The following is a 14,231-nucleotide window of genomic DNA, read 5'->3' as shown; positions in this document are numbered from 1 at the left end:
GGTCGCATGTTGGCCTACCCCATCGAACTCACCCCGGACGACAACGGGACGCTGCTCGTCACCTGCCCCGACCTGCCCGAGGTCGTCACCTTCGGCGAGGACGAGGCGGACGCGTTGATGCGGGCCGTTTCCGCCGTCGAAGAGGCATTGGCGGCCAGGATCGCCATGAGGGACGAAATCCCGCTGCCCTCGCCCCCTGCTGGCCGCCCCGTGGCGGCTCTCCCGGCCCTCACGGCCCTCAAGACGGCGCTGTACCAGGCGATGCGGGAATCCGGGACGCGAAAGGCCGATCTCGCCCGCAGGCTCTCGGCCCACGGGCCGCAGGTGGACAGGCTGCTCGATCTGCGGCACGCCTCGCGCCTGGACCAGATCGAGGCCGCCTTCCGCGCCCTTGGAAAACGAATTGACTTTCAGGTCAGGCAGTAACACCGCTGCCGTCGTCAAGGTCGGGATCCCCGCTCACCACGTATTTCCCGATTCCACGCCTGGGACCGTGCTGCGTGGGGCGAGAGGACTTCGGGGCATGACCCAGGCCCGGCTTGCCGTCGCCATCGGCGTTCATGTGACGAACATTTCCGAGATGGAGCGTGGACTGCGTCCCATCGGCAAGGAGATGGCCAAACGTCTCGCCAAGGCGCTGGACATGCCCTACAAGGCGTTCCTGTAGCCTCACCCGCCGTCTGGAAAGGCCGGTGACCTGCACCGGGTCGGCGAACGATTCAAAAACCAGGAAGTGCGGAGGGCCCCTAGGAGCTGCCTCAGTCCTCCAGGCTGTCCGGCAGGGCCTCGACAAAGGCCCTGATCTCGTCGCGCACGCGGCGGTAGTGGACCAAGGCCTCCTCCTCGCTGGCCGCGCCCTTGGCCAGGGTAGGGGGGTCGTCGAAGCCCCGGTGCGCACGTCTGGCCTGGCCCGGAAAATAGGGGCAGTTCTCGGCCGCGTGGCCGCACAGGGTCACGATCCAGTCAAATTCGCGCAGCGGCAGTTCATCCAGCGTCTTGGAGGCCTGGCCCGAGATGTCCACTCCTGCCTCGGCCATGACCTTCACCGCCAGCGGGTTCAGGCCGTGCTTGACCACGCCCGCCGAATACGCCTCCACCACGCCCGGCTTCAACGCACGCGCAAAACCCTCGGCCATCTGGCTGCGGCAGGAATTGCCCGTACACAGAAACAAGATGCGCAATTTGCTCACGATACCGTCCCGTATCCTTTCATGTTTTCCTGGCGCCTAGGCAGGCTTCGAACCTATCCAGGCGTCGCCCAGGGGGCCTTCGCAGTCGTCCCTGCACCAGGCGACGAACTCGCTCACCTTCTTCTTCACCGCGTCGCGCACCTCGCGCGTGCGGGCCAGAATCTCCTCGCGGCTGCCGGTGAACGAGGCCGGGTCCGGGAAGGGTAGATGCAACCGGTGTGTCACGCCCGGAAAAATCGGGCACTGCGACTCGGCCTCGGCGCAGACCGTGATCACATAATGGTATAACTTGCCCTGGCGGAACTTGTCGAACACGGCGTGCGTCTCCTTGTTCGACAGGTCGATGCCTTCTTCCTTCATGACCTCGACCACGTAGGGGTTGACCTGGGTCGGCGCGAGCCCCGCACTCTCGGCCTCGAACTTCCCGCCCCCGAGCTTGTTCAGGAACGCCTCGGCCATTTGGCTGCGGGCGCTGTTGTGCGTGCAGATGAACAGGACTCGTTGCATGTTAAGGCCTCCATCCTTGAGAAAATTCCGACCACTTTAGCTGGCCAATGTTGCCGCCCGGTGACGGCAAGCGGGCGGATCCCGCATCTGCTAAGGTTTGCACGAGACATGGCAGACCCCGCCCGGCGTCTCTACCGCGAAGGGGAAGAAGCGCCGCCTGAAGTACAGGGCCACGTGCACCAGGCCGATGAGCACCGGCACCTCCACCAGCGGGCCGATGACCGCGGCGAAGGCCACTCCCGAGTCGATGCCGAAGACCGCGATGGCCACGGCGATGGCCAGCTCGAAATTGTTGGAAGCCGCAGTGAAGGAAAGGGTCGTGGACTGCTCGTAGTTGGCCCCCACCTTGCGCGAGAGGAAGAAGGAGACCACGAACATGGCCACGAAGTAGATCAGGAGCGGCACTGCGATGAGCAGCACGTCGAAGGGCAGGGTCACGATGCGGTCGCCCTTGAAGGAGAACATGACCACGATGGTGAAGAGCAGGAAGACGAGCGTGAAGGGGCTGATGGCCGGGATGAAGACCTTCTCGTACCATTCCCTGCCCCTGGTGCGCAGGCCGATGAAGCGCGAGGCCATGCCCGCCAGGAAGGGGATGCCAAGGTAGATGAAGACCGACTCCGCGATCTGGCCCATGGAGATGTCCAACTCCAGCCCCTGAAGCCCGAAGACCCCCGGCAGGATTCCCAGGAACAGCCACGCGTAGAGCGAGAAGAAGAGCACCTGGAAGACCGAGTTGAAGGCCACGAGCCCGGCGCAGTACTCGCAGTCGCCCCCGGCCAGGTCGTTCCAGACGATGACCATGGCGATGCAGCGCGCAAGGCCGATGAGGATCAGCCCGACCATGTATTCGTGATGGCCCGAGAGGAAGGTAATGGCCAGGCCGAACATGAGCACAGGGCCGATGACCCAGTTCTGCACGAGGGAGAGCGAAAGCACCCTGAAGTTCCGAAAGACGCGGCCAAGCTCCTCGTAGCGCACCTTGGCCAAGGGCGGATACATCATCAGGATCAGGCCGATGGCGATGGGCACGTTGGTCGTGCCCACGTTGAAGGAATTGATGAGATCCTTCACTCCCGGGTGGAAATATCCCGCGGCCACGCCCAGGCCCATGGCCAGGAATATCCACAGGGTCAGGAAGCGGTCCAGGAACGAAAGCTGTTTGGCTGCCGGTTCGGCGTTCATCGCATCTCCTTGGCGTTCAGCGAAATTCGATTTTCGGCGGCTTGTCAGGCGCAGCGCCCGTCTTCCTTGGCTCGCAGCCGTTCGGCCAGGGCCTCGCGGTCGCGCGCCGCCTCGGGCGTGGCGGCGAGAAGCCCGAGCAGCGGATCGAGGAGCGCCGCCCCGGCCGCCCCAGGCTCGCGGGCCAGGCTGTAGTAGGTCCAGGAGCCGCCCTTGCGGCCCCGTATCCAGCCCGCCGTCCTGAGCACGGCCAGGTGGCGCGAGACCGTGGATTGCGGCAGCGCCAGGGTCTCGGTCAAGTCGCAGACGCACAGCTCCCCGTCCTTCAGCAAGGCCAGGATGCGCAGGCGGATGGGCTCGGCCAGGGCCTTGAAGAGCGTGGCGGCGTTTTCCATGCTGGCAACATATCCGCATATCCGGATTTGTCAATGTCGATCCCGTGAAATTTTTGCGTCGCAATGGTCACGGGCATGGCGCGGCCCCCCGCGAACGCGCTCCGCCGCACGCCTTTTGACGGTGTAACCAGCAGGAATTCAATCGTTTCATGGCCCCGGACAGATCGCCGCCGTTCACCGGACCACGAGGTCCGTTCGCCGAATTAACCGACCGAATGAGTAGCCAAAGTTTCCCGTTCTGCTATCGCTACGCTAAGGCCCCAGAACCCTTTCCTCTCCTGGGGCTCAAAAGCCACGGGAGGCGCACATGCGAAGGATCGTGATCATCGGGTCGGGGGCCGGCGGCACCATCGTCGCCAACCAGCTTCGGGGACAGTTGCCGGAAGAAGAGTGGGAGATCGTGATCATCGATCGCGACGAGCAGCACCACTACCAGCCGGGCTATCTCTTCATCCCCTTCGGCATCTACTCGCGCGAGGACATTCTCCAGCCCAAGAAGATGTTCATCCCCAGGGGCGTGGAGTTCGTGCTCGACGAGGTGGTGCGCGTGGACACGGAGAGCCGCCGCGTCGAGTGCCTGCGCGGGTCCTGGGAGTACGACTGGCTGGTCGTGGCCACGGGCGCGCGGGTCAAGCCCGACGAGGTGGAGGGCATGGCCGAGATCTTCCAGACCGACGTCCAGAACTTCTACACCCTGGAGGGGGCGGAGCGCCTGCGCAAGGCGCTCAAGTACTTCACCTGCGGCAAGGTGGTGCTGAACATCGCGGAACTGCCCTTCAAGTGCCCCATCGCGCCGCTGGAATTCCTGTTCATGGCCGACTGGTTCTTCACCACCTCGGGCGTGCGCAAGCAGGTCGAACTCGAACTGGTCACACCCCTTGGCGGCGTCTTCACCAAGCCCATCGCCTCCAAGGCCCTGGACGTGATCGCCGAGAAGAAGGGCATAAACGTGACCCCGAACTTCAGCATCGCGCGGGTCAACGCCAAGGACAAGACCATCGAGTCGCACGACGGCCGCACAGTGGGCTACGATATGCTGGTCAGCGTGCCGCCCAACTTCGGCGAGAGCTGCATCGGCGAATCCGGCCTGGCCGATCCCATGGGCTACGCGCTGACCAACAAGAACACCCTGAAGGCGGAGAAGGCCGACCGCGTCTTCGTGCTCGGCGACGCCACCAACGTGCCCACCTCCAAGGCGGGCTCCGTGGCCCACTACCAGGCCTACACGCTGGTCGAGAACCTCTTGCGCGAGATCGACGGCCACGAGCCGCTGCCGACCTTCGACGGCCACGCCACCTGCTTCCTGGAGTCGGGCTTCGGCAAGGCCATCCTGCTCGACTTCAACTACGAGGTGGAGCCGCTCGCGGGCAAGTTCCCCTTCCCCGGCGTGGGGCCGTTCAGCCTGCTGCGCGAGAGCCTGGCCAACCACTGGGGCAAGATGATGTTCCGCTGGGTCTACTGGGAACTGATGATGCGCGGCAAGGACCTGCCCCTGGAGAACCAGATGAACCTCGCGGGCAAGGTGCGCCAAGGCGCGGTCTGCAAGGTCTAGGGAGGGCCGAGAGATGACCGAGGAACAAAGGATTCTCGATGCGGTCGAGGCGTTGCGCGCCGAGGTTGCGCCCCTGGTGGGCACGGCGCGCTCCATGGAGAGCCTGAAGAAGGATCTGGCGCCGCGAGTGGAGGAGGCGGTGCGCGCCCTGATCATCGAACTGGCCGACGTGGAGGGCGACTTCCAGATGGAGGATCTCCTCTTCCTGCTCAAGAAGTCCATGCGCAACGTGCGCAACTTCAGCAAGGCCCTGGATCAGTTGCGCAGCGTGATCGCCTTTGCCGAAAACTTGGAGCCGCTGATCCACGACAGCGTGCCCGCCTGGATCGCGCGCCTGGACGAACTGGAGCAGCGCGGCGTCTTCGCGGTGGCGAACAGCCTGATCGGCGTCATGGAGAAGGTCTCCGCAGCCTACGGCCCGGAAGACATGGAGAGAATCGGGGACGGGCTGGTGCACATGATGGGGCTGGCCAGGAGTTTCGCCGATCCCAAGGCCCAGGCGCTCGTGGCTAGGCTGGCCGAGGCTCCCGCGCGGGTGGACCTTGGTGCGGTCAAGCCTGCCGGGCCCATGGCCTTGCTCGGCGCGATGAGCGATCCGGGCATGCGCAAGGGGCTTGGGCTGATGCTGGAGCTGACGCGCGCCCTGGGCGCGGATGCGCCCGCGCCCGCAAGCGAGGCCAAGACGCCGTAGCTGGCTTTCGAAAAAAAACCGGGCAGACGCGAGGCCTGCCCGGGCGGATGTATCAGTTCAAGACACGCGGCGCGAGGGGCGCGCGCATGGCGATGCCTTTGGGCTAGCGGGCGCCAGCGCCAGCGGGACGGCGGCCGCGATTGCCGCTTCCGCGGCCCTCGCCCGAACGCTCATTGCGAAAGCTCGGCTCGTCCATGAAGATGCGGCCCGAGGCGGGCTTGCCAGCCGATCCGCCGTTGCCGGACGCGGCCTTGGCCGGGGCGGGCTTGCCGCCGCCGTGGGATTTGGCCTGGGGCTTGGCTCCCTGGCCGTTGCTCCGGCCAGAGCCCTGCCCGTTGCCGCGGCCGTTGCCACGGCCATTGCCACGTCCGAATCCGCGCGCCTGCGGCTTGCGGCCGAAGTCGTCGCGGTCGCGCGCGTCGCGCACGGCCTCGGCGGGCTTCTCCTGGCCGTAGGGGAAGCCTTCCAGGGTGCGGCGCTCAAGCGTCGTGCGCAGGGCGTGCTCAATGGCGCGCACGTCCTTCAGATCCTCGTCCGTGACCAGGGTCATGGCCTCGCCGGTGCGCTCCGCGCGGCCGGTGCGGCCGATGCGGTGGGTGTAGGTCTCGGCCGTGTCCGGCAGATCGTAGTTGACGACGTGGCTGATGCGGGCGCAGTCGATGCCGCGCGCCGCGATGTCCGTGGCCACCATGACCGTGTATTTACCGCAGCGAAAGCCGTCCAGGGCCTCCTGGCGGCGGCTCTGCGAGAGGTTGCCCTGCAGCGAGGTGGCGGAGAATCCCTGGCGCGTCAGACGCTGGGCCAGGGATTTGGCGCGGTGCTTGGTGCGCGTGAAGACGAGCACGGACTCGTGCTCGGTGGCGCGCAAGAGCGCCTCCAGGAAGTCGGCCTTCTGGTGCGAGGGCACCGGGTACAGCGCGTGGCTGATGCCAGATGCGGGCGCGGTGTTGGCCACCTGGACCACGACCGGGTCGCGCAGGAGCTCGGCGGACAGGCCGCGGATCTCCTGGGGCATGGTGGCCGAGAAGAGCAGGTTCTGCCGCTCCCTGGGGAGCTTGGCCATGATCTTCTTCATGTCGGGCAGAAAGCCCATGTCCAGCATGCGGTCGGCCTCGTCGAGCACCAGGGTGTCCACGCGCGAAAGATCGGCCTGGCCCTGGTTCAACAGGTCGAGCAGCCGTCCGGGGCAGGCCACGCACACGGTCGCCTGGCGCAGGGCCTTGATCTGGGGCTGAAGCCCCACGCCGCCGAACACGGCCGCGTTGCGGATGCCGGTCTGGCGGCCGAGTTCCACGAAGGTCTCGTGGATCTGCAGGGCCAGTTCGCGGGTCGGGGCCAGCACGAGCACGCGCACGGGGCCGCGCGGAGCGGCCTCGGCCTTCAGCAGGCGCTGCAGGATGGGCAGCGCGAAGGCCGCGGTCTTGCCGGTGCCGGTCTGGGCCAGGCCGAGCACGTCGCGGCCCGCGAGCACGTCGGGCATGGCCTTGGTCTGGATGGGCGTGGGTGTGGTGTAGCCGGCCTGCTTGATGCCGGCAGAAATGCGCTGGTCGAAACCAAAAGAGTCGAAAGTCACAAAAAATCCTTGTGTTCGGGGAGAGGTCCGCGGCAGGGCGTGATGCCTGGCCGCGTCGCCGGTCATGTCCGGCGGGCGTATCTGGCGGGGCTCGTGGAAACGCGGCGTCTGGCTGGCGTCCGGCCGACCGGAGATATCCGGCGGGGGTGGAGCGCCGTGCGTCCGCATATGGAGAAAAGACGGACGGAGGCGAGGGCTCGTATCCTCATCACGCTGAGCACGGGAACAGTTATCCATCCGTCCGGGTTTGTAAAGGACAAATTTTCAACTTTCAGGTTGCTGATAAACGCAGCGTCGCTTTACGCGCTTCGCGGGTTGACGTAGAAGGGCAGGATGAACGCCCTTCGCCATGCTTCCTGCCGCGCGTTTCAGCAGGCCGCGCCTATACTCCCCGCGCCAGGGCGGCGGGCGGCGAAGCGACGGGCGGCGCGCGTATGGCGGTCCGCCGAAGTCCGCCAAACGGCCGTGCCCTCCGGAGGCCGCGCATGATCCTCGGTCACGGCGCGCTGGCCGTCCTCGCCCGCGACCTGAACACCGGCGCGCCGTGGTGGCTGCTCTTCGCCGCCTCCTTCGGTCCGGATCTGCTCGACAAGCCTCTGGCCATCGCCTTCGACCTCACGGACCGGGGAGTCGGCCACAGCTTTTTCTCTCTCGCGGGGGTCGCGCTGCTGCTCCTCCTCGTCTGGCGCTTCGGTCTCCTGCCCGGGCGTCAGGCCGCCCTGGCGCTTGCCCTTTGGGTGCTGCACCTGATCACGGACTTTCCCACGGCCATGACCTTCTGGTGGCCGCTGTACGGCATGCCCAGCGGGGAGTACCTGCTCGACAGGGAGTTCGCCCACTGGACCGCGTTCTATCTCTCCCCCAAGCTGACCCCGGTGTTCGTCCTCGACGCCTGCCTGTGCGCCCTGGCCCTGACGCGCCTGGGAGTGCTCCTTGTGGCGCGGCAACGCCGCAAGGCCTCCAATACTCTTTATTTATAAGTGTTTTCATGTTGCCGATTATTGTTTGATGGCAAGCTGCCTCGCCCTGTTGCCCTCGATACCCGGCTCCGGGTATATGGCAGGCCATGCCCCTGCACGGAAAGTTCAGGAAAACCAAGGGAGTCAAGCGTCCGCGCCGTCTCCCGGGGCGACGAGCCGCGCGATACCGCCCCACGGTACGCGATCGCGACACGGCACGCTCGGGCCCCGCTCCTCTGCCGGGCGACCTCGACCGCCTGACCTCGCTCATCCTCTCCAACATGCGCAACGTGGTGGTCTTCTGCCTGACCCCGGATCTGCGCATCGCCTGGGCCAGCCCCTCCCTCGAATTCTATTCCGGCCAGTCGTGCGAGAAGGCCGTGGGCCGTTTCTGCCACGACGTGCTGCACGAGCGCGAAACCTCCTGCCCCGGCTGCCCCGCCCGCGAGGCGATACGCACCGGCCACACCCGGGAAAGCGAGATGCGCACTCCCGACGGCCGGACCTGGCGGCTCACCAGCAACCCGGTCACCGACGCGGGGGGCCGGGTTTCGGCCGTGGTGCACGTGGCCACGGACGTCTCGCAACTGGCGTTGGCAAAGGAGGAACTGCGCCAGAGCGAAGAACGGCTGCGGCTCTTGGTGGACAACATGCCCGTGCTCGTTCACGCCCACGACGAGAACCTGAACTACATATACTGGAACAAAGAGGCCGAACGGGTCACCGGCTGGAGCGCCGAGCAGATCGTGGGCAACCCCGATGCCGCCAGAATGCTCCACCCTGACGCGCGCGTCCGCGAGGACGTGATCCGCGCCGCGCACCGCTCTGGAAACTATCTGAACATGGAGGCCGAAATCGCCTGCGCCGACGGATCGACCCGGATCATCTCCTGGAGCAACGTCTCCGCGACGACGCCCATCCTGGGCTGGAGCATTTGGGAGGTGGGCGTGGACGTGACCGAGAAGCGGCGGGCCGAGGCGCTCCGCGAGAGGGTGGAGCGCATCATGCGCCACGACGTGCGCCGCCCCTTGTGTCAGGCCGTGGAGATGGCCACGCTGCTGCGCGACATGGGAGGGCTCTCGCCTGAACAGATGGAGTTGGTGCGCGACCTGGAGCAGTCCGGCCGGGCCGGGCTGGCACTGATTGATGCCACATTGAAGCTCGAACGGCTGGAGACTGGGTGCGGCCTTTCGGAGGCGCTCCGCGTGGATCTGCGCAATCTGACGCGACGAGGGATGGAGCGGGCCCGGACATGGGAGGCGGCAAACGGGGTGCGCCTGCTCCTCGACGAGTCCTGCCCGGACGTCGCGCCCCTTGAAGTGCTCGGCGAGCCCGTGCTGCTCGGGTCGATGTTCGAGAACATCTTGCTGAACGCGGTGCAGGCCTCGCCCAAGGGCGCGCCCGTCCAGGTTGAAATTGGGCAGGACAACGGGCAGGTCCGCATCGAGGTGCGCAACAAGGGAGTCATCCCGTTGGCCATCCGGCCCCGCTTCTTCGAAAAATACGCGACCTGGGGCAAGGCCGGCGGCACGGGGCTTGGGGCCTACGCGGCCCGGCTCGTGGCCCGCGCGCACGGCGGCGAGATCACGGCCGAAAGTCGGCACGGCGGTACGTCCGTGGTCATCCGCCTGCCCCTGGCCCCCTGAAGGCCGTCACTTTCATGGCCTCGCCACTTCGGAGCGAACCCGCGTTCAGTCGGCTCGTGCTCCGTCCCTGAGAATCTTCACATCGTCAAGCAGCGCTGTCAGACGTTTCGCCAGTTCGTGCGCCTGATCCGCCCCGGCCCGCGTGTCTCCCGACTTGGCCGTCTCGTTCAGGGCCTCGGCCAGGGCCAGCGCCTCCGACGCGCCGAAGATGACGAGCGACGTCCTGAGCTTGTGGATGATGCCCCTGATCTCGGACAGATCGAGCTTCTCGGCGGCCGCGTCGAGCTGTTCCGCATACTGGGGCAGCGCCTTGATGAACGCATCGCACAACCTCACCATGGTCTCGGGGTCGTCGCCCGCATATTCGCGGATGGTCCCGAGTCCAAGCGAACCGGTTGCCTCCAATTTTCTGGACAATGCTGCTCCCTCCTCGGTCTGAACCGCCTTTTCGCGCCTTGCAAGCCTTTGCAGCGTGGCCAGGAACGCTTCCGGATCGGGCGGCTTGACGAAGAACGCGTCGATGCCCGCCTGCATGAACCGCTCGCGGTATTCGGGCAGGGCGTGCGCCGTGAGGCCCACCAGGGGCAGTCGCGAAAGCCCGGGATCGGGCAAGGGCGCGGATGCGCCGCGCCGTCTCGATGCCGTCCATGCCGGGCATCTGGCCGTCCAGCACCACCACATCAAACAGCCCGGGGACCAGCGCGGAAAGCGCGGCCTGTCCACTCTCCGCCAATACCACTTTGTGCCCCTTTCGGGCCAGCAAATGTTTAAGGAGAATACGGTTCGGCGTGGTCCTCCACGACGAGAACAGAGAGCGGACGCGCAGAGACAGCCGGGCCGTCGGCAGCTTCGCCGGGCTCCTCGGACGGCAGTTCGGCCGCGTCGGCCAGCGGGAACGGCAACTCGGCCGTGAAGACGCTGCCCTCGCCCACGCGGCTTTGCACGGCGATGTCGCCGCCCATCAACGTCGCCAGGTGCCGACTGATGGCCAGCCCCAGGCCCGAGCCGCCGTAGCGCCTGGTGGTCGAGCCGTCGGCCTGGGTGAAGCTCTCGAAGATGGCCCCCAGCTTTTCCTCGGGGATGCCGATGCCCGTGTCGCGCACGGAAAACGCGATCCGTGCCGCGCCATCGTCCTGGCCCGTGGCCGAGACAACGACGCGCACCTCTCCCTTCTCGGTGAATTTGACCGCGTTGGACAAGAGGTTGTTCAACACCTGCCGCAGCCGCACAGGATCGCCGCGCACGGCTCTCGGCAGGTCGTCCGCCATCTCCACCTCGAAGGAGAGCCCCTTTTGCCCTGCCATGATCTGCGCCAGGGAAAGCGCGGAGCGCATGGCCTCGCGGGGATTGAAGGGGATGGACTCCATGTCCAGCCTGCCGGCCTCGATCTTGGAGAGGTCCAAAACGTCGTTGATGATTTCGAGCAGCATGTCGCTCGATTCGCGGATGAGCCTCAGCCCGTCTCGTGTGGGGCCGTCCGCGGCCTGCTCGAAGAGGATGCGGGTGACGCCGATGATGCCCGCCACGGGCGTGCGAAGCTCGTGGCTCATGTTGGCCAGGAACTCGCTCTTGGCCCGGTTGGCGTCCTCGGCGCGCTTTCGCGCCTCGTGCAGTTCGGCCTCCAGCCGCTTGCGCACGGTGATGTCGGTGACGATGGTCAGGATGCACTTGCGGCCGAAGGCCTCGATGGACGCGGCCGAAAGCAGGCAGTCGAGCGGCCTCTCGTTCACCCGCAGGGTCACTTCGCGGTTCAGGACCACGCCGCGCTCGGCCACGTCGCGGACGAAGTTCTCGCGCTCGCTCGCGCTTGGCCAGACGCCGAGTTCCGTGGAGGTCCGGCCGAGCACCTCCTCGGGCCGCGCCCGGAACAGTTCGAAGATGGCCGGGTTGGCCTGCAGGATGGTGCCGGTGGCCATGTCGCTGATGGTCACGCCCAAAGGGGTGTGCTCGAATATCTTGGTAAAGCTGTCGCGGCTTTGCCTGAGCCGTTTCTCGGCCAGGGCGCGCTCCTCGATCTCGGCCCGCAGCGAGGCGGTCTGGGCCTGCACCGTCTCTTCCAACTCGCGGCGGCGGCGCACGAGTCCGGCCGCGCGCTGGCGGTGGGCGGCGTAGATCGAGAGGGCCAAAAGCGCCGTGACCAGGGACATGAACCACCATGTGCGCCAGAATGGCGGGGCCACGACGACCACCAGGCGACGCTCCTCGGGGCTCCAGACGTTGTTGTTGGCCGCCCTGACTCTGAAGACGTAGCGACCCGGATCGAGGTTGGTGTAGGTGGCGTAGCGCCCTTGCCGGGCGAGAACGAAATCCTCGTCAAAGCCTTCGAGCATGTAGGCGCACTGGTTACGGCGCGGGTCGGCGAAGTCGAGCGCCCCGAAACGGAAGGTGACAACCCTGTCGTCGTAGGTCAGGTCCAGGTGTTCCGCCACGGAGATGTCCTCGGCCAGAGGACGATCCCGCCCCATGACCGTGAGGCCGGTCAGCACCGGCTTGGCCAGGTGAGCGTTGGGTGTGATGTTCTCGGGAAAGAAGTACGTCAGGCCCTTTTGCCCGCCGAAGAACATCTCGCCGTTAAAGCCCTTGTGCGCGGCGTTCATCCAGAACTCGGGCCCTTGCAGGCCGTCGCGGGCCGAGAAATTGCGGATCTCGAAGGTCACGGTGTTCAGGTGGCTCAGGCCCCGATAGGTGGACAGCCACAGGTTGCCCGTCCCGTCCAGGAGCATGCCCTGCACCGCGTCGTCGGCCAGTCCGCTGTTCTCGGCAGTGAATTGGGTGAAGCGCCCGGTGGCGGGATCGAAGAGGTTCAGGCCGTCGTCCGTGCCCACCCAAAGCCTGCCCAGGCCGTCTTCGACGATGGGCGTGGCGCGGGGGTTGGAAAGACTCGCGGGATCGCCCGGATCGTGCCCCCAGGTCTGAAATTTGCCCGTGGCCGGATCAAAGCGGCTGAGCCCCGCGTTGGTGCCGATCCACATGGTCCCGTCGCGCGTCTGCATGATGTGGCGCACGCGGTCGTGGGGCAGACTCGACGGGTCGGCCGGATCGTGCCGGTAGCGCACGACGCGTCCTGTCTCGGGATCGAAGCGGTTCAGGCCGCCACGGCTGGTGCCGATCCACAAGAAGCCTTCGCGATCTTCGTGGATCCACCATATCTTGTCCTGGCTCAGGGTTTCAGGGTCGTCGGGATCGTGGCCGAAACGGCGGAAAGTCTGTGTTTCGCGTTCGAAAAGATTCAGACCCCGGTCCACCGTGCCCACCCACAAGCGCCCCTTGCGATCCTCGTGCAGGCAACTCACCCGGTCGAAGGACAGGCTCTTGGGATCGCGCGGATTGTTGCGAAAGACAGTCACTTCCCCGGTCTGGCGGTTGACCATGTTCAAGCCGTCGTAGCTCGTGCCTACCCAGAGCACGCCGTCGCGGCCCAGGAACACGGCGCTGACGAGTTCCCCCGAAAGGCTGTTCGGATTCCAGGGCTCGTTGCGCAAGAGCCCGAAGGCCTGGTAGGCCGGGTTGAGCTTGGAGAGACCGCCCGCGTAGGTGCCCACCCAGATCACGCCGCCAGCATCCTGCATGAGGCAGTGCACGTCGTCGTGGACCAGGCTCTGGGGGTCGTAGCGGTTGTTGCGCACGATCTGGAAATGGTCGCGGCCCGGCCGCATAGTGGCCAGGCCCGAGGACGTCCCGGCGTGCAGGTATCCCCTGGCCGAGCGCATGAGAGCCTGCACGCTCGTCGTGCCCAGATACCGGCGACAGGTGCCGAATTCGACGTCGATCAGCGCGAGCCCCGCCTCCTCGTAACCTGCCACGATTCGTCCCGGAGCCTCGGCCAGCAGCGAGAGGACAGGAGCCTGCGGCAGACAGGCGCCGGCAAAGGTACGAAGATCGGTACGCGTGGCATCGAGCTTGAAGAGCCCGATTGTCGAACCGATCCACAGCACGCCGGTTTCGTCCTCGGCCAGGGAGAGGACCGGCACTCCCGCCAGCCCCAAGCCCTCCAGGGTCATGCCCGTGAAGCGGCTGAACGTCCCGCTCGACTCGTCGAAACGGGCCAGCCCTTGGGCCGTGCCCACCCAGAGCGCGCCTGAGGCGTCGCGCAAAATGGCACGCACCTCGTCGCTGGGCAGGCTCGACGGGTCGTTTGGATCATGGCGGAAGGCCGTGAAGCCGGAACGATCCGGCCCCAGGCGGTTCAGGCCGCCGGACTTGGTGCCCACCCACAGGGTGTTGTCGGGATCGGCCAATAGCGACCGGATGTTGCTGTCGGAAAGACTTTTCGGATTTTCGGGATCGGCGCGATGGACCACGAATTCCAGGCCGTCGTGGCGGTTCAGCCCGTCGTAGGTGCCGAACCACAAGAACCCCTGGGCGTCTTGAACCGCGCAGAGAACCGAGGATATGGACAGACCGTCGTCCACGCCCACGTGCTGGAAGCGGGGCCGAAGCTCGGCCTGGGCCGCGGCGAAGGCGGGCGCGGCCAGAACGAGGACGATCGCCAGCAGTATGCGCACCGCTGGCCGCACGGCGCCACGGCGTCCACCG

General features: G+C 66.3%; 13 protein-coding genes and 1 pseudogene. 6 read left to right on the top strand and 8 right to left on the bottom strand.

All coding sequences use genetic code 11. The features are described from left to right. Positions 1-6: 6 nt before the first annotated feature. Both DSAT_RS09920 and DSAT_RS15780 read left to right on the top strand, forming a co-directional pair. Positions 7-426: a type II toxin-antitoxin system HicB family antitoxin gene (locus tag DSAT_RS09920; RefSeq protein WP_020887377.1), complete on the top strand. Its 420-nt coding sequence runs from the start codon at positions 7-9 to the stop codon at positions 424-426. Positions 427-493: 67 nt separating this feature from the next. Further along, complete coding sequence (locus DSAT_RS15780; RefSeq protein WP_268870177.1) at positions 494-667, top strand: helix-turn-helix domain-containing protein; 174 nt, start codon at positions 494-496, stop codon at positions 665-667. Between the two features lie 91 nt (positions 668-758). On the opposite strand, the gene DSAT_RS09910 is transcribed toward DSAT_RS15780, so the two are convergent. The 4 genes from DSAT_RS09910 to DSAT_RS09895 all read right to left on the bottom strand — a co-directional run bounded on the left by DSAT_RS09910 (position 759) and on the right by DSAT_RS09895 (position 3,274). Further along, a complete protein-coding gene (locus tag DSAT_RS09910; protein ID WP_020887375.1) occupies positions 759-1,190 on the bottom strand; it encodes an arsenate reductase ArsC in 432 nt (143 codons plus the stop codon). Between the two features lie 36 nt (positions 1,191-1,226). Next, positions 1,227-1,697 (bottom strand): arsenate reductase ArsC, encoded by a 471-nt coding sequence (locus DSAT_RS09905; RefSeq protein WP_020887374.1) that lies wholly within the window; start codon positions 1,695-1,697, stop codon positions 1,227-1,229. Positions 1,698-1,787: 90 nt separating this feature from the next. After that, positions 1,788-2,882 (bottom strand): ACR3 family arsenite efflux transporter, encoded by a 1,095-nt coding sequence (gene arsB, locus DSAT_RS09900; RefSeq protein WP_020887373.1) that lies wholly within the window; start codon positions 2,880-2,882, stop codon positions 1,788-1,790. A 44-nt stretch (positions 2,883-2,926) separates the two neighbouring features. After that, entirely contained in the window at positions 2,927-3,274 is a 348-nt protein-coding gene (locus DSAT_RS09895; protein ID WP_020887372.1) for an ArsR/SmtB family transcription factor, read from the bottom strand. 307 nt (positions 3,275-3,581) lie between these two features. On the opposite strand from DSAT_RS09895, the gene sqr reads away from it, so the two are divergent. Continuing rightward, the gene (gene sqr / locus DSAT_RS09890) at positions 3,582-4,826 is read left to right on the top strand and encodes a type III sulfide quinone reductase, selenoprotein subtype (RefSeq protein WP_020887371.1); all 1,245 of its coding nucleotides are present in this window, start codon (positions 3,582-3,584) and stop codon (positions 4,824-4,826) included. 13 nt (positions 4,827-4,839) lie between these two features. Then, positions 4,840-5,517, top strand: a complete 678-nt coding sequence (locus DSAT_RS09885) for a DUF1641 domain-containing protein (protein WP_020887370.1) — start codon at positions 4,840-4,842, stop codon at positions 5,515-5,517. A gap of 103 nt (positions 5,518-5,620) precedes the next feature. Here the strand turns inward: DSAT_RS09885 and DSAT_RS09880 are convergent, their stop codons facing one another. Then, positions 5,621-7,090 carry a DEAD/DEAH box helicase gene (locus DSAT_RS09880; RefSeq protein ID WP_020887369.1) on the bottom strand — a complete coding sequence of 490 codons (1,470 nt, stop codon included), beginning with the start codon at positions 7,088-7,090 and terminating at the stop codon, positions 5,621-5,623. 485 nt (positions 7,091-7,575) lie between these two features. Here DSAT_RS09880 and DSAT_RS14925 point away from each other — a divergent pair, with 485 nt between their 5' ends. Together DSAT_RS14925 and DSAT_RS14920 are read left to right on the top strand one after the other, a co-directional pair. Beyond that, positions 7,576-8,070: a hypothetical protein gene (locus tag DSAT_RS14925; RefSeq protein ID WP_020887368.1), complete on the top strand. Its 495-nt coding sequence runs from the start codon at positions 7,576-7,578 to the stop codon at positions 8,068-8,070. Positions 8,071-8,156: 86 nt separating this feature from the next. Beyond that, complete coding sequence (locus DSAT_RS14920; RefSeq protein ID WP_020887367.1) at positions 8,157-9,695, top strand: PAS domain-containing protein; 1,539 nt, start codon at positions 8,157-8,159, stop codon at positions 9,693-9,695. A gap of 45 nt (positions 9,696-9,740) precedes the next feature. On the opposite strand, the gene DSAT_RS14915 is transcribed toward DSAT_RS14920, so the two are convergent. The 3 genes and pseudogenes from DSAT_RS14915 to DSAT_RS14910 form a co-directional block, all read right to left on the bottom strand. Beyond that, entirely contained in the window at positions 9,741-10,307 is a 567-nt protein-coding gene (locus DSAT_RS14915; protein WP_020887366.1) for a response regulator, read from the bottom strand. A gap of 55 nt (positions 10,308-10,362) precedes the next feature. Further along, positions 10,363-10,434, bottom strand: a pseudogene (locus DSAT_RS15940) (hypothetical protein); the annotation flags it as partial. A gap of 28 nt (positions 10,435-10,462) precedes the next feature. Continuing rightward, positions 10,463-14,200 carry a two-component regulator propeller domain-containing protein gene (locus DSAT_RS14910; protein ID WP_152490295.1) on the bottom strand — a complete coding sequence of 1,246 codons (3,738 nt, stop codon included), beginning with the start codon at positions 14,198-14,200 and terminating at the stop codon, positions 10,463-10,465. Between the last annotated feature and the right edge of the window lie 31 nt (positions 14,201-14,231).

It is taken from the genome of Alkalidesulfovibrio alkalitolerans DSM 16529, assembly GCF_000422245.1.
GTDB classification, from domain to species: domain Bacteria; phylum Desulfobacterota; class Desulfovibrionia; order Desulfovibrionales; family Desulfovibrionaceae; genus Alkalidesulfovibrio; species Alkalidesulfovibrio alkalitolerans.
The sequence above is the reverse complement of the archived record's forward strand: the minus strand, read 5'-3'. Positions and strand labels throughout refer to the sequence as shown.

Coding starts and splice junctions, on each gene's coding strand:
- DSAT_RS09920 (WP_020887377.1), top strand. CDS start 7: ATGTTGGCCTACCCCATCGAACTCACCCCGGACGACAACGGGACGCTG.
- DSAT_RS09905 (WP_020887374.1), bottom strand. CDS start 1,697: ATGCAACGAGTCCTGTTCATCTGCACGCACAACAGCGCCCGCAGCCAA.
- arsB (WP_020887373.1), bottom strand. CDS start 2,882: ATGAACGCCGAACCGGCAGCCAAACAGCTTTCGTTCCTGGACCGCTTC.
- DSAT_RS09895 (WP_020887372.1), bottom strand. CDS start 3,274: ATGGAAAACGCCGCCACGCTCTTCAAGGCCCTGGCCGAGCCCATCCGC.
- sqr (WP_020887371.1), top strand. CDS start 3,582: ATGCGAAGGATCGTGATCATCGGGTCGGGGGCCGGCGGCACCATCGTC.
- DSAT_RS09885 (WP_020887370.1), top strand. CDS start 4,840: ATGACCGAGGAACAAAGGATTCTCGATGCGGTCGAGGCGTTGCGCGCC.
- DSAT_RS14925 (WP_020887368.1), top strand. CDS start 7,576: ATGATCCTCGGTCACGGCGCGCTGGCCGTCCTCGCCCGCGACCTGAAC.
- DSAT_RS14920 (WP_020887367.1), top strand. CDS start 8,157: ATGCCCCTGCACGGAAAGTTCAGGAAAACCAAGGGAGTCAAGCGTCCG.